The organism is Cohnella endophytica (genome assembly GCF_003628305.1).
Taxonomy (GTDB): Bacteria; Bacillota; Bacilli; order Paenibacillales; family Paenibacillaceae; genus Cohnella; species Cohnella endophytica.
This window is the reverse complement of record NZ_RBZM01000008.1, coordinates 125,139-139,303: the sequence shown is the minus strand read 5'-3', so window position 1 is coordinate 139,303 and position 14,165 is coordinate 125,139. Positions and strand designations below refer to the sequence as shown.

At 50.8% G+C, this 14,165-nt stretch carries 10 protein-coding genes; 2 read left to right on the top strand and 8 right to left on the bottom strand.

Annotated features, from left to right (window positions below):
• Positions 1 to 2: 2 nt before the first annotated feature.
• The 6 genes from D7Z26_RS18810 to D7Z26_RS18785 all read right to left on the bottom strand — a co-directional run bounded on the left by D7Z26_RS18810 (position 3) and on the right by D7Z26_RS18785 (position 7,573).
• On the bottom strand, positions 3 to 881 hold the full coding sequence (locus D7Z26_RS18810; protein ID WP_233567048.1) for a carbohydrate ABC transporter permease: 879 nt from the start codon (positions 879 to 881) through the stop codon (positions 3 to 5).
• Between the two features lie 91 nt (positions 882 to 972).
• The gene (locus D7Z26_RS18805) at positions 973 to 2,304 is read right to left on the bottom strand and encodes an ABC transporter substrate-binding protein (RefSeq protein WP_120978563.1); all 1,332 of its coding nucleotides are present in this window, start codon (positions 2,302 to 2,304) and stop codon (positions 973 to 975) included.
• 139 nt (positions 2,305 to 2,443) lie between these two features.
• A complete protein-coding gene (locus tag D7Z26_RS18800) occupies positions 2,444 to 4,039 on the bottom strand; it encodes a response regulator transcription factor (protein WP_120978562.1) in 1,596 nt (531 codons plus the stop codon).
• Entirely contained in the window at positions 4,036 to 5,838 is a 1,803-nt protein-coding gene (locus D7Z26_RS18795) for a sensor histidine kinase (protein WP_233567046.1), read from the bottom strand. The genes D7Z26_RS18800 and D7Z26_RS18795 overlap by 4 nt, the downstream gene beginning before the upstream one ends.
• Before the next feature lie 173 nt (positions 5,839 to 6,011).
• The gene (locus D7Z26_RS18790; protein ID WP_120978561.1) at positions 6,012 to 6,527 is read right to left on the bottom strand and encodes a hypothetical protein; all 516 of its coding nucleotides are present in this window, start codon (positions 6,525 to 6,527) and stop codon (positions 6,012 to 6,014) included.
• Between the two features lie 170 nt (positions 6,528 to 6,697).
• A complete protein-coding gene (locus tag D7Z26_RS18785) occupies positions 6,698 to 7,573 on the bottom strand; it encodes a LysR family transcriptional regulator (RefSeq protein ID WP_120978560.1) in 876 nt (291 codons plus the stop codon).
• Between the two features lie 119 nt (positions 7,574 to 7,692).
• Here D7Z26_RS18785 and D7Z26_RS18780 point away from each other — a divergent pair, with 119 nt between their 5' ends.
• Both D7Z26_RS18780 and D7Z26_RS18775 read left to right on the top strand, forming a co-directional pair.
• Positions 7,693 to 8,370, top strand: coding sequence for an ankyrin repeat domain-containing protein (locus D7Z26_RS18780; protein ID WP_120978559.1), 678 nt, complete (start codon positions 7,693 to 7,695; stop codon positions 8,368 to 8,370).
• A gap of 38 nt (positions 8,371 to 8,408) precedes the next feature.
• Positions 8,409 to 9,710 carry a purine/pyrimidine permease gene (locus D7Z26_RS18775; protein ID WP_120978835.1) on the top strand — a complete coding sequence of 434 codons (1,302 nt, stop codon included), beginning with the start codon at positions 8,409 to 8,411 and terminating at the stop codon, positions 9,708 to 9,710.
• Here the strand turns inward: D7Z26_RS18775 and D7Z26_RS18770 are convergent, their stop codons facing one another.
• Positions 9,711 to 11,483, bottom strand: coding sequence for an alpha-L-fucosidase (locus D7Z26_RS18770; RefSeq protein WP_120978558.1), 1,773 nt, complete (start codon positions 11,481 to 11,483; stop codon positions 9,711 to 9,713).
• Positions 11,484 to 11,604: 121 nt separating this feature from the next.
• The gene (locus tag D7Z26_RS18765) at positions 11,605 to 14,058 is read right to left on the bottom strand and encodes a hypothetical protein (protein WP_120978557.1); all 2,454 of its coding nucleotides are present in this window, start codon (positions 14,056 to 14,058) and stop codon (positions 11,605 to 11,607) included.
• Positions 14,059 to 14,165: the final 107 nt, after the last annotated feature.

Below are 14,165 nucleotides of genomic sequence, written 5' to 3'. Positions count from 1 at the left end.
GATTATCTTGCGTTACGGGTGCTCATCAACCGATTCAATATGACCGTCGATAACAGCGCCGCAATGATAATAAAGGTTCCAATACTGTTCCCCACGCCGAAATTGTTGTATTTGAAAGACTCGTAATACAGCAAAGTGGTCGGTACGTCCGTTGCCCCGTTCGGACCGCCGTTCGTCATGACGAAGATTTGCCCGAACACCCTTAACGATTGCGTAACCGCTAAGATCGAGAAGATTTTGATCGTTTCCTGCATCAACGGCACCGTAATGTACCGTAATTTTTTGAAGCCCGTCGCTCCGTCCAATGCCGCCGCCTCATACAGATCCTCGGGAATGGCGACCAGTCCGCTAGCGAAAATAATCATATTTAATCCGCAATAAATCCATGCGTTTACGATAACGACCACGTAGATCGCAATGGCCGGTTCCCCTAGCCAATCCCTCGTCCAAGAACTCATGCCAAGCGCCGACATCACGGCATTCACGAGCCCTCCGTCTCCTTTAAGCAAGAACTGCCACATTAATCCGACAGCCGTAAGCGGAAGGATGGACGGCATGAAGAAAGCGACTTTGAAAAATCTCGTACCCTTCAGTTTGCTAGTAATAATAAGAGCGAAAGAGAACGCGATCGGTAAAATCAGCACGAACGAACCCATGATGAATACGCCGATATTTTTCAAGGAGCGGTAAAATTCCGGTTTATTGAACATCTCGTCGTAGTTAGCCCAGCCTACGAATTCCAGAGGAACGCTCTTAATCCCGTTCCAGCTGAAAAAAGAGAGATAGGCGGTTTGAAACATCGGAACGACGTACACGAGCGTGTATAAAAGAAATGCGGGCAGCAAGAAGACTGCCGCGATGGTATATGGTCTTCTCTTCACCACTTGAATCCCTCCATGAGAACCCGAATCCGACCCGGAATAGATCATACCGCCCGAGAGACAGGCGGTATGATGGGAGTGTAACGTTTAATTATTTCGTATTGGAGTCAACGAACCTCTGGATCGCATCCCCTGTTTTTTGCGGACTATTACCTGCGAACATCCCTTGGATTTCATTGCGGGTTTTGTCCAACAGCTGCGTGATCGGGCTGTATTCCGTAATTTCGCCTTTGAAGTCGGTAGCCCCTTTAAGAGCCTCCATATATTGCACCGTAACGGGATCTACCGAAGCCGGATCTACGTCCATCTTCACCGGATAGACGCCGCCGCCGGTTTCTTTCAAATACGTTTGAAACGCTTCGATCGAAGTCAAATATTTCAGCAATTTGATCGTCGCATCTTTCTTGGCGCCGGTAACCGCTTTGGATACCGAGTATCCGCCCGCTCCGCCGAACCAGTTGTCTTTCAATTCCGGTTTGTCTTTGTAACCCGGGAACGCGATGACGCCAATCTTGTCCTTGATCGGGGAAGCCGCCATTTGGGACAACGCCCATACGCCTTCGAAAATCATGGCGCTTTTGCCTTCAAGGAACATCGTTGTTGCCGTATTGCCGTCCATCGTTACGATGTTTTTGCCGAATACGCCGGCATCTTGCCAATCTTTCATCGTTTGCAGCAAGGAAACCGTTTCAGGATCGCTCCATTTCGCTGCGCCGCTGTTCAAATCTTGCGTTTTCTGGAAGCCGTATTTCTTAAGCGACAGGTTCGTGATCAGATGGCCTCCGCGGAAGTTTTCTTTTTCTCCCATAGCCATCGGCACTGCGCCAACGGCTTTGAACTTCTCGACCAGCGCCGGGAAATCCTCCACCGATTTAGGCACTTCCGCGCCCGCTTTCTCGAATAGCTCTTTATTATAATAAATCGCTACGCTATAAAATTCGGTCGGAACGCCGAACGTTCCCGGTACGTCTTTATATTGCCATGTGCCGAGCAGCGGCAAGAAATCTCCTGCCCATTTCGTATCCTCGTCCAGGTACGGCTGCAGGTCCAAGGCCACGTTTTTCGCATATTCTTTAAAGGCTTCTCCGCCATAGTTCATCCAGATATCCGGCAAATTCCCGGTAGCCAAACCCGTTTTGAACTTATTGTTAAAAGCGGCTTCGTCGTTTAACGATTCGTCGACGACCGTAATGTTAGGGTTTTCTTCCATGAACTTTTTCAGCAAACCTTGATAAGCCGTTACGGTCGGACTTGTACCTGCCGAACGGGTCATAATTCTTAACGTCACTTTTTCATCTTTGGCGCCCGCGCTTGATGCAGGTTCCGATGAGTTGGAGTTGTTTTTCGAGTTTCCGCATGCGGCCAGAACCGACGACATGGCTAGAATAGAAACAAGCGCGAACGAAAGCATTTTTTTGTTCATGTTGGATTGCCTCCCCTTTGTTGTATGCGGATACATTCGATGAAACGTTTTGTCGGCCGGACATAACGTTATTATAGGGGGGGCACTCCTCGCTGGAAATGCAATATCTTTACGGCAGGGGGAATATTTTTAACATTCGTTATTCGGGCGGGATAAATTTGGAGGGGGAAACGCTGTAATGCTTTTTGAAGCATTTGCTGAAATAATGCGTGTCTTTGTATCCGACCGATTCCGCGATGAAATAAAGATTTTTGCAGCCTTGCTCTATTAATTCTTTAGCTTTCGCCATTCTGCGCCGGGTTAAATATTCGACGACGGAATAACCGAGCTCGTTTTTGAATATTCGGCTAAGGTAGCTGGGATTGACGAAGACGCTTCCGGCGATCTCCGCCAAATCCATCTCCGCGTCGGCGTAATGATCGTCGATGTATTGCTTGGCTTTACCGGCCAGCTTGGCGGGAGTCGATTGCTTTACGCTACTGGCGCGAGCTAGCACGTTCGAATATTCGTCGCTTACCCAGCGCTCGATTGCTTCTATCGTCTCCAGCTTGTCCGCAAGCCGCATCGGATTAAACGGATCGCTTATCGTCGCATCGTCATCGATTTTGTTTTCCGCGGCGAATATATTCAAAGTTACCATCAGCTCGTAGAGGATCGAATAAAGCATTTCCACCGGTTGCCGATTGGCCTTCAACGATTCGAAACATTTATGCAGCTGATCTTGAACCGCACCGGCATCCCCTAATCTTAATTCGTGCATCATATTTTCCCGGATATAGGAAAGGTCGTCCGCTATTTTCTTGTTCGGAAGCTCATCCCAACGGATGACCCTGTCGCCTCCGTAGATCGTTTTGTGCCGGATCGCCCTGACAGATTCCCTGTAAGATGTCGTTAGGTTAGCGAAGCTTGCTACGCCGGGTCCGATTCCGGCCGTCACCGTAAACTTCAGAAACTTTCTTATCGCCTGAACCGCATCCGAACTTACCTTCGATAATAGGCCGAGTCCTTCCTCCGCGGAATAGTCTTCCGGCATCCCGACCATCAGAACGACTCTATCTTCCTCGTCGTACGTCGATTCGAAATGCAGGAACCCGTTCTCCGCGAAAACTTCGCCGCTTATATTCGCCGCCGCGAACCTTTTCCACAAGGGACTATCCTCCGCGCCGACTTTGTCGATGCTGAAGGCGACGACGAACAGCAAATCTCGCAACAGCTTCGGGCAGTACGTCAGCCATTTCTCTTGATCCCGCTCCGTGACGGCACCCTCCAGGCAAGATTGAAGAAAGTTGCGCTTCAGGATGCTGTCGCTTTCCAGCATGCTCATGTGCGTATGCGCGTTCAGATGCTTCTGCCGCGTATCCGACTCGATACGGTCCCGTAGACGGAGTAACACTTGCAGCAACTCATCCATGTTAATCGGCTTCAGCAGGTAATCGGACACGCCCGCTTGAATAGCGGTTTTCGCATATTCAAAGCTGCTGTAGCCGGTCAGAATGATGATTTTCAAATCCGGGTGGCTGATCCGGGCGGCTTGAGCGAAGGCCAAGCCGTCGATAATTGGCATATTGATGTCGACGATCGCGAGCTGGGCCGGGATATGCTCGAGCATCATTAACGCATCTTCCCCGTTAGCCGCTTCTCCCGCGATTTCATAACCGATCTCGCCCCATTCCACGGCTATTTTTAATCGTTCCCTAACTAAATATTCATCGTCGATAATTAGGACTTTGATCATTCCGCATCTCCTTCCTTCTCGAGCGTCGGCAGCGTAATCGTAACCGTCGTGCCTTCCCCGAATACGCTGTGGATTTCAAGCCCGTATTCCGGACCGAAATACAGCTTGATCCGCTCGTCCGTCACCTTTAGCCCGAACCCGCCTTTATCTTTGTTTTTATCCTGAAGACTATCGCGCTCATTGAAGAGATTATCCCGTTTTTCCTCCGGGATACCGACCCCGTTATCGCTAATGGAGAGAATCAACCGATCTTCCTTGACTCTGCCTTTAATGTCGATATGGCCTTTGCCCCTTTTATTCTTCAAGCCGTGATAGATGGAATTTTCTACAATCGGTTGAAGCAGCAGCTTGATCGTCTTGTACTGATAGACGACCGGATCGATGTCCAGCGCATAGGTCATTTGGTCTCCGTAACGTATTTTCAAAATTTCCAAATACGTTTGCGTAATCACGATCTCATCTTCCATCGTGATGATCGCGCTGCCTTTGCTGAGCACCCCTCGATAAAAGTGGGCCAGTTGATTAACGATTTTAACGACATCCGCGTTTCTTTTCAAATCGGCAAGACCGCATATGCTCTCCAGCGTGTTGTATAGGAAATGCGGGTTAATCTGCGACTGCATGACGGCAAGCTCGTATTCCCTCTTCTGCTTCTGCTCTTCGATGATGTTATTCATTAACAGCTTCGTATTGCCGACCATCTTGTTGAATTCCTTGGCCAAGGCGCCGATCTCGTCCCTCGACTTGATGTTCAGCTTAACGTCGAGATTGCCCTCTTGCACGTCGCGTACCGTTTTCTTAATGACATTCAGGGGACTCGTGATCGATCTGGTGATCAGAAAGGTGAGAATCAGCGCAACCAACACGAACAAGGCGCCGATTCCGATGAATTTCTCGGTCAGAACCTGGTTGTCTTTCGTAATCTCGTGGATCGGAACGATTCCGATGATGACCCAATCGAACCGCGGGTAGCTTCGGGAGACGACCAAATAATTTTGTCCGTCCATTTGAAATACTTTACCGCCTTCGTTGCGGAGAGCCCAAGGAAAATAATCGGAATTGCCGATCGAGGTATAAAGCTTGTCCTTGCGGGGATCGGAGGCCACGATTCCGTTCTTGTTCACGATGAAAATATTCCCGCTGGTCCCGATATTGATATTGGAATACTGGTTGGCTATGTATCTTTCGTCGATGGAGAGCTGGATTAGACCCAGGGGTACGCCTGTTTTGGCGGAATTAAACTTCTGGAACAAGGAAATGACGTTGCGGCCGTCGTTTCCTTTCAAATAATTGCTCGCGTGGGTATTCAGCCATTCGAGCCCGTACATGGAATTGGCGAATTTCTTGAAGTAATCCTCGCTGACATTGCGGATGCTTGCCAAATTTCCTGAATCGTAAATGTTCCCATGAAGGTCATATACGATCAGGGCATCGACGAACGTTTTGGCATCCACGATATTGCGTAACGACTCTTGCATGGCGTAGTATTTATTGTATTTTTCCAGCTCGTTCGTCGTCTGCGGCTCGCTGATCACCTCTTGGATCGTGCTGTTGGTGATCGCGATTTTGGAGTAGTTTTCCGCGTTATCGAAAATGATCTCCAGCTTCTCCGATACCAGCTTCAGATTTTGCGCCGTATTCTCGATCGCTTTGTCGATCAGGATTCCCGAAGAGATGCGAAACGCGATTATCGCAAGCAGGATGATCAGCAGAGATAACGCCAGCGTGAACGATAGCGTGATTTTTTTCTTGATGGACAAGGAGTAGTAATAATCCGTAAGCTTCATTCGGATGGACACGGGTTTCTCCGCCTGCCTCTCTAGTTGCCGAATACGCAATAACATCGCTCTGACTATGTTCCGGAAATGCTCTGCCTTATTTTGCGACTAATTTTCCAATGTGGCAACCCTCTTATTCCGAAAAGTGGCGGTCCAGGAAAATTCCCGGACCGCCACTTTTCGATTATTGCAGCTCACTTTCCGATAACCTTCCTAGCCGCTATGTGCGCCATCTTATGCAATACATTATTCTTTTTGTGATTACTGATGTATTTCGCTCTAACTTCGACTTCGGGGAACCTCATTTTCAGCTCCATGAGAGATGCCGTGATTTGGTTTCTTATCTCTTCGTAATAGGGCTTAGAGAAATGATTTTTTGATAGCAGCCGCGCTATGCAGCTACAGTCCGTAAATAAAACGACGGATTTCGGACGATGTTCCGATAATGCTTCTCCAAGACTTTCAAGACTGTAGGCAATTGCCAATAATTCGCCGTAAACGGAATCCCCTTGATGCTCGAACGCTATTTTTTTGGCGATCACATTGATGGTCCTGTTATTGACAAAGCAGCAAGCTAAACCGCAGTCTTTATGCACGTCGTCGCCAGAGTAATCGCAATATAAGAAAATCATGCCCTTGTTGAAAATATTTTGCCTAAGACTAGGAGTGGCATAGGCCCTCTTGATCAAGTTAGGAAAGGTAAAGTCCATGCCCTATCTCCTTAATAAAATTTGAATTAAAAGAAGGAGCCCCTAATAGGCTCCCACTGTCAACGGTGATGAATAAGTTTATTTTGCGAAATGCGCGCTAAAATTATTCAGTTCATTGCAAAAAACGCCGCTCCTATAGATAGGAACGGCGTTTCTAATCGCTCGGGTCGTTACTTGATCTCCTTAATAATCTCGATGAATTGCTGTGCCGCTTTTGACAAATAACGATCTTTAAGCCAGATTAATCCGGTCGCGAATTTCAACTGACTGTCAGCGATCTCATAAGATTGAAATTGATACTCCCGATGTAATCGAAGAATGGATTCCGGCACGATCGTTGTGCCATTCCCGGTAGATACCCACTCCAATAACGTTACGATGTCCGAACATTCCCCGATTACGTTGGCAAGCAAACCGCGCTCGGTAAATTGATCGAGGATACTTTGATACAGCCCATGCCCTTCCGTACTAGGCAAAATGAGCGGATAACGCTGGATATCGGCGTATGTGACTTTTTTCGTTTCCATTTCGAAGGCGTTGGCGGCAACAAAATAAAAGGGCTCATGCTGAAGGCTTATCACTTCAAAATCGCTTAATTCCAACGGGAGCCGCACGAGGGCCAGTTCGATGGCGTGTTCTCTAATGAGCCGAAGCAGCTGTGCGGATTCGTTCTGTTGTATTTTATACGTCACCCCGGGATAGCGAGCATTAAACGTACGCAACAATTGAGGTAATTGAGCGGAAGACAACGTGTTAACGCCTATCCTCAATTTGCCTCGCGTCCCCCTGCCGATTTCCCTCACGGCGGTCTCCGATTGTTCCAAGAGCTTCGTTATGTGAAGCGCATGCTTGTACAGCTCCTGTCCTGCGTCTGTCAGTTCTAATACTTTACCGGTTCTATTTACAAGCTGGACTCCGAGCTCTTGCTCCATGATCTTCAATTGTTGGCCAAGCGGGGGCTGCGTCATGTGCAATCTTTGGGCGGCTGCGGTAATCTGCTTCTCTTCGGCAATCGCAATGAAATAGCGAAGTTGGCGAATATCCATTGAAGAAACGACCCCTTTCCAAAGGATAAACATATGGAAACCGAACTTAATAAATATTTTTCGTTTGCGTATTGAAATGATACCATGGAAGTACTCTCGGGAGAAAGAAGATAACCTCTATGCGGTATCTATTGATTTTCGTTTGTATTTGGATGCTAACAGGATGTCAACAACATGCACGATTAGTCGATGAGGATGTGTCGTCAATGAATGAATCGCTCGTTCGGGCAGCAGCTAACGGGGATACAAATAAAGTAATGCAATGGATCAAAGATGGCGCGGATATCAATACAAGGGATGAAAATGGGCGAACTCCTATTCTAGCTGCCACGCAAGGCAATAAGGTGGATTCGGTTAGAGCGTTGATCGAAGCAGGGGCGGACATCAATCTGCAAGACGATAAATTGGATAATCCATTCTTATACGCCGGCGCGGAAGGCTTGCTCGAAATCGTGAAGTTAATGATCGACGCCGGGGCGGATCCATCAATCACGAATCGTTACGGAGGAACAGCGCTTATTCCCGCGTCGGAACACGGGTATGTAGAAGTCGTTAAGGAACTGCTTACCCGATCGAAAGTTAACGTTAATCATGTTAACGACTTAGGATGGACCGCGTTGTTGGAAGCGATCCTATTAAGTAATGGCGGGGAAAAGCAACAGCAAGTGATCAAAATGCTGATTGAATACGGTGCCGATGTCAGAATCCCCGATACGAATGGGGTTACGCCGTTAGAACATGCAAGGGCACATCATTATACGGCCATCGAGCGGTTGTTAGTAGACGCAGGGGCTTAATCTAATACACATCATAGGAAGTGCAATGAAGAGTGAAAATAAGAAATTATCGGATTGGCGTTCATTTGAGCGTTCTACAGTGGATTGTATTTATGACGGCGAGTTCCGTTGCGCTCCCGATTGTCATTGGAGGAATATTCCATTTTTCTCAGGATGAAGTCGCATCGTTGATGCAACGAACATTTTTCGTTGTCGGAATCAGTTCGATGCTGCAAGCGGTACTCGGGCATCGATTTCCGATCGTCGACGGACCCGCGGGTTCATGGGTAAGCGTGTTTATTATGATGGCCGGCATGGCCGCGAACCAAGGCCAATCCCCGAAAGAAGCGTTACAGCTTCTGGAGGGCGGGCTGCTGCTAGCTGGCGCGCTGTTGTTCGCGCTTGGGATTTTCGGTCTCTTCTATAAGCTGCTTAACCTGTTTACTCCGCTCGTAACGAATACGTTTTTGTTCCTTTTATCTTTGCAGCTCAGCGGAGTGTTCCTCAAAGGCATGTTTGGCTTAAAAGAAGATCAGGGGTCCGTGGATTACGGAACCATCCTGATCTCTTTAACGGTATTCGGAGCCGTGGTTTTCTTGAATATTAAAGGCAAAGGTTGGACACGCAGCTATGCGGTACTGCTAGGTATCGTGGGCGGCTGGGCGCTTCAGGCTTTGGCTTACGGCGGCGTTGCCGATACAGGCTCGAATCCGGACGCATGGATCAAACTGCCCGACATTGGGGCATGGGGAATACCGGAACTGAATCCAGGCATGGCATTAACTGCCACGTTGTTTACGCTTATCCTCGTTTCCAACCTCGTTGCGGCCATATCGGCTACCCAACAAGCCGTCCCGAGGAAGGAACCCGCCGGCAAAGACGTATACAACCGCAGCAGTATGATCGGAGGAATATCCCACGGGCTCTCGGCATTGTTTTCCGCCATCGGCATCGTCCCTCTTCCCACAACGGCAAGCTTTATCAGAATGACGGGGCAAACGAGAAGAATGCCTTTCATCCTCGCCTGCCTAGCGCTTTCCGCGATCGCTATCGTGCCTTCGATCGTTCATTTCCTTGCCCAGCTGCCTACATCCGTAGCCAGCGCGGTCTCATTGGCTACGTTCGTGCAAATGACAGGACACTCGTTCCAATCGTTGTCGCGAGTCGTGCAAACACAACGACAGTTGACGATTCTGGGAATCGGGATGATCATTGGTATCGGGTTCACTCTCTTAGCGGCTTCTCCGCTGCCTGGGCTTCCGGTCGCCATGCAGTACGCGCTCGGCAACGGGCTGCTAGTTGCCACTTTGCTGACTATGATCCTTGAACGATTCTGGAAGAATGACCCCAAAGCGATGTAATTACTCCGCGGATGCCGTTACGACATCCATGCCGATTACCTGAAACGTGCCTGTTCCGCCATGATTGTTCTTTGCCGTAAACCGAACCTGCGAAGCGGTCACCGGTTCCCAAAGGATGACTTGCATGCCGCGCTGATTGCGTAATTCGCCAGCTGCGACCGGTTCGCCCCAATGGACTCCGTCGTCGCTCACATGCACTTCGAAAGCCTTGAGGCGCTCGTTCAAGGGAGCGGCAAACCCGCCGCTTTTCACCGGTCCGGTTTCCGGCTGCGTCAGACACAAGCCCGTAATCTTCTGCCGGTCTACAAGACTCAGCGTCAGCGACTGCGGCCACGCGATCGCGTAGGCGCTGCGGAAACAAGTGTTATAATTTCCGTCCAGCACAAACGCGGCGGGCTGATACGGCATATCCGACGTCGCGCTCGCCGTCATGCGATACGGCGGCACGATGCGACGGGCTTGCACCGTCGTCAGCTTGATGATCAAATCCCCGTCGGTTTCCGCGGTTTCCCAAGAAGAAACTTCGATCGTCAAGCGCCCATCGTGCTGCCCGAACGATAGCGCGGCCCCCGTTTTCAAATCTGTCGCCGATGTTACCTCGTACCCCGCATCCGGTAGCGTCAGTCGATGTCCGAACGGGGGAGTCAAGACGTGCAGATAATGCGTTTCCTCGCCGGGAACGAGCGTCGTGACGCCGAATGCGCCTTCGTTCCAATAACCCGGAGGAAAACCTCCCCGGTCATAACCGCCTCCGACCGTACCGTAGATGGATTCGGAGGCCCACGACATATAACGGTCGAAATGCGCGACAAAATCTTCGAGTACTTCCGGAAAATCTCCTCCGATTTTGGGACCGAAACCGAGGTTCGCGTTCCAGGACGATCCGGCCGCCGAGACGATCCGTTTGACGGTCGAGGCATTGTCCGGCACGCTTTCGAAGTTCAACGCATAGCTATCCCAATGCGGTTTCCCTTCCCCGACGTACCACCAGTCCCATTTCGTCTTGAACACCACTTCCTTGTCTCCCGGTCCGACCCACATGCCGCTGGCCCAGTCGAATTCCGGCTCGCATAATTTGCCGAAGTCCTCGAGCGACATCACGTCCTCGTCTTCCACGGGACCGCTGCTGAAGTCGTTGTTAATAAGAATCAGGTCGCTCCGCACCCGGTGAAGCTTTGCAAATACTTCCTGCGCCTCGCGCTTGTCATGATACCCGTCGAACCAGAAACCCGCGATGCGGGGATAGTTCTCCAGCAATTCTTCCATCACTTCGATGCTGTAGGCAAGATAGCCCTCACGGGACCAAATGTCGACGGATTCATCGTTTTTATAATCGCGGTAGGCTTCCCGATCCAACCATTCTACTCCGCCGTGAAAGGCGTTTTTCGAATCGCGGTTAATATAAATGATGACCCGGATGCCCTCCGGCTCTGCAGCATCGAGAATCTCCTTCAGGAAATCCCGTTTCGTGCTCCGGCTGCCGGATATTCGCGAATGCCAAGCTTTCAGATAACCCAATTGGCAATGAAAAGTCCCCAGCGTCATATATTGGGCGCGTAGGCGCTTGGCCGTTCCGATCCACTTTGAAGCATCCCAACCGGCCTGCTCCGCCGCGGATTCGAAAGCTTCCACGGTTTCATACGGATAGCGCACATCGGGTCCGAAAGGATCCGCCTCATGCTCCCCCGTGTGCATGCCCCAATGCACGAACAATCCGATTCGCGCTTCCCGGTACCAGGTTTGCAACCGTTGCTCTCTGTTCATCGTCCTCATTTTCCGTCCCGCTCCTTTTCCCGCATCTGTTAATCGCAAACCATGCCGGGTCTATAACGGAAAATTCAGCCGGGTAATCCCGGCTGAATGGATCCGTCAACGTTCCGGAGTCACGGGCCTATTAAACGTTAATCTTGTCGAAATCCGGGCACCATACCCCCGCATTCACGGTATAAAACTTGATGGTGTTGCCGGAACCCGCGTTCAATGCGACACTCACGGTGACCGTGCCAACCGTCGTAAAGCTTCCCGTGGGCGGGAAGCTGACGCTCACGCCGGTTCCTCCGTTGACGCTCATCAGTCCGGTTCTCGCGGTTGCGTCGCCGTTCGTATAATAGATCGTCAGCGTCTTTGTTCCGGCAGAGGCACTGTTAATGCCGTTAAATTGCAGCGTGCCGGAATTGTTGCCCACGCCGCCAACCTTCATACCGCCCGAACAAGCGGTACAAGCATTTGCGTTTGCGCCGCCGGCCAACGTATTGCCCGACGCTTCGGCTTCATAAGAGGCCGACCCGGAAGACGACGAAGATTTATAGTAACAAGACTTTTCCACGCCTGGAGCCGGATCTCCGAACAGTCCGTTATCGCAACCGAAGCTGCCCGTCTTGTCTCCATAGGCGAATATACCGTTTCCTCCGTAAGCGATATTATTCGTTCCGGTCAGACTGCACGTGTCATGCTCTTTCGCGCAGAACGTGTATCCTGTCGGTCCGCCGGATCCGCCGCCGCCGGCCGATCCGTTGACTCCCGCGGTCCAATCCGTGCCGCCGAGTTCATATGCGCCTTTGTCCGGCGCGCTGCCCGCGTATCCGTCCGTCCAAGGCGAATGCACGACCCCGGTATTGATCGCGCTTGATCCGGATACGAGACGGAAATTATGATTGGCCGCATCGACGAAATTGGAGACCGCCTGATTGTGGAAATTGTTATCCTGCGAATACGTCGGTGAACAGCAGTTGGCGACTAACGTTGCAGGCGTGTTATAGGTCGTGTTGTTGTAAAGATAGGTGTTGTTCGACGGCCCGTTCATGCGGAAAGCGCCGTCCTGCCCGATATTATATACGACATTGTGATGCGCGACCGCGTTATAAGTGCCTCCGTCCATATAGATGCCCGGAGTAACTCCCACCCTCGATCCGCTTTGCCAGTAGACATCGTGGACAATGTTGTAGGCGATCTCGGACAATTTGCCTCCCGGACCGATCAGGTCGCTTCCGAGGTAGATACCGGCACCGTCATCCGAGACGATGTTCGTGTTGTAAACTTCGTTGTACTTGAAATGGGCCGGACGGATGAAGTGGATGGCCGATCTGCCCGTCTTGTACATCGTGTTGAAGGTGATATCCGTCCAGTTGCGGTCATTGAAATTGTCCTCTAGTCGGATCAGAGCATCGTAGCTGCCGTTCGCGTCGCCGTCGTGAATGTAATTGTTCGTGATCAGGTTGTTGCTTCCGGCATCGATAAGGAACACGTTTCCGTCGCTGAAGCCGAAGTCGCCGTTCTTGATCGTGTTGTTGCTTCCCGTAATGTGGATCCCGTCATCCGTAACCGGGTGCGTGTGAGCCATTCCTCTGGCATTGTGGGAAAAGACGTAGGAGGCGGTCATTCCGTCAATCACGTTATTGCTGCCGGTGATTTTCATCTCCGCTCCTTTGATGTTGATTCCCTTGAATTGAATGTACGATTTGTTCGTCAGATCGATGGCCTGGACTCTTTTCTTCACTTCCACCGTATGGGAGGAAGGACTGCCGCCTCCGGGAACGTACAGATACAGTCTTCCGGTTCCCGAATCGTAGAACCATTCTTTGGCGACATCGAGAAGACCCAGCTTGCCGGCCAAATAGTAATAATTTCTGTCGCCCCTGGAGATGTCGCCCGGATTATGTTCGCTGCCCATGTCTCCCGGAATCGTAAAGTTGACCGTGCCGCTACCGCTTCCCGTTATTGTGGCCCCATGCGCGGTCCATTTCGCTCCTGCGATAAACCACACGATGCCGCCGTTGTAATAGCCTGAACCTTGATTAGGCATACCCGAGTCGGTGATGCTGGTCAAGCTTCCGCTGCCGATCATCGCGCCATCGTTGGTCATCGGGCTTGCGCCGGTTTTGTTGGGCCACCTTGCATAAGTCATGGGAGCGCCATCGACGAATACGGCATCTTGATCTCCCAGGCTCATGGTGGTGTTGGTGTAGTAGATATTGCCCGAATACTGCGTCCAAGCGGAAGTTACGGCGTCCAAGCCGGAGATCGTGACGCTCTCTCCCGAGTAATTCTGGAAGACGATCGGACTGGCCGAAGTCCCGTTGTTGGCGGGCGAGACGGTCTCGCGGTATGTCCCGGCACGGATGTTGACCGTGTCTCCGGCTACCGCCACGCTTGCCGCTTTTTGAATCGTCTTGAAGGGCGTGCCAAGCGACGTGCCATTGTTGGAGTCGCTGCCGGTCGTCGCCACGTAGTAGGTGGCGGCGGCATGCGCGACGGAAGGCGCCAACACGGAAGCAATCGAAACAGCAAGCAGCAGTGCCATGCATAAGGCCAACTGTTTTGTGGCATTCCATCTTCTTACGATTAACATCATAAAACCTCCTCGTTTTTTGGATTTTTGCGTCAGAATTACAGTTGTTTCCGATCGACAATCATAGGCATCACCCCTTCCTTGGGGGATCTACGTAAAAAAACCGG

Coding starts and splice junctions, on each gene's coding strand:
- D7Z26_RS18805 (WP_120978563.1), bottom strand. CDS start 2,304: ATGAACAAAAAAATGCTTTCGTTCGCGCTTGTTTCTATTCTAGCCATG.
- D7Z26_RS18800 (WP_120978562.1), bottom strand. CDS start 4,039: ATGATCAAAGTCCTAATTATCGACGATGAATATTTAGTTAGGGAACGA.
- D7Z26_RS18790 (WP_120978561.1), bottom strand. CDS start 6,527: ATGGACTTTACCTTTCCTAACTTGATCAAGAGGGCCTATGCCACTCCT.
- D7Z26_RS18785 (WP_120978560.1), bottom strand. CDS start 7,573: ATGGATATTCGCCAACTTCGCTATTTCATTGCGATTGCCGAAGAGAAG.
- D7Z26_RS18780 (WP_120978559.1), top strand. CDS start 7,693: ATGCGGTATCTATTGATTTTCGTTTGTATTTGGATGCTAACAGGATGT.
- D7Z26_RS18770 (WP_120978558.1), bottom strand. CDS start 11,483: ATGAGGACGATGAACAGAGAGCAACGGTTGCAAACCTGGTACCGGGAA.
- D7Z26_RS18765 (WP_120978557.1), bottom strand. CDS start 14,058: ATGTTAATCGTAAGAAGATGGAATGCCACAAAACAGTTGGCCTTATGC.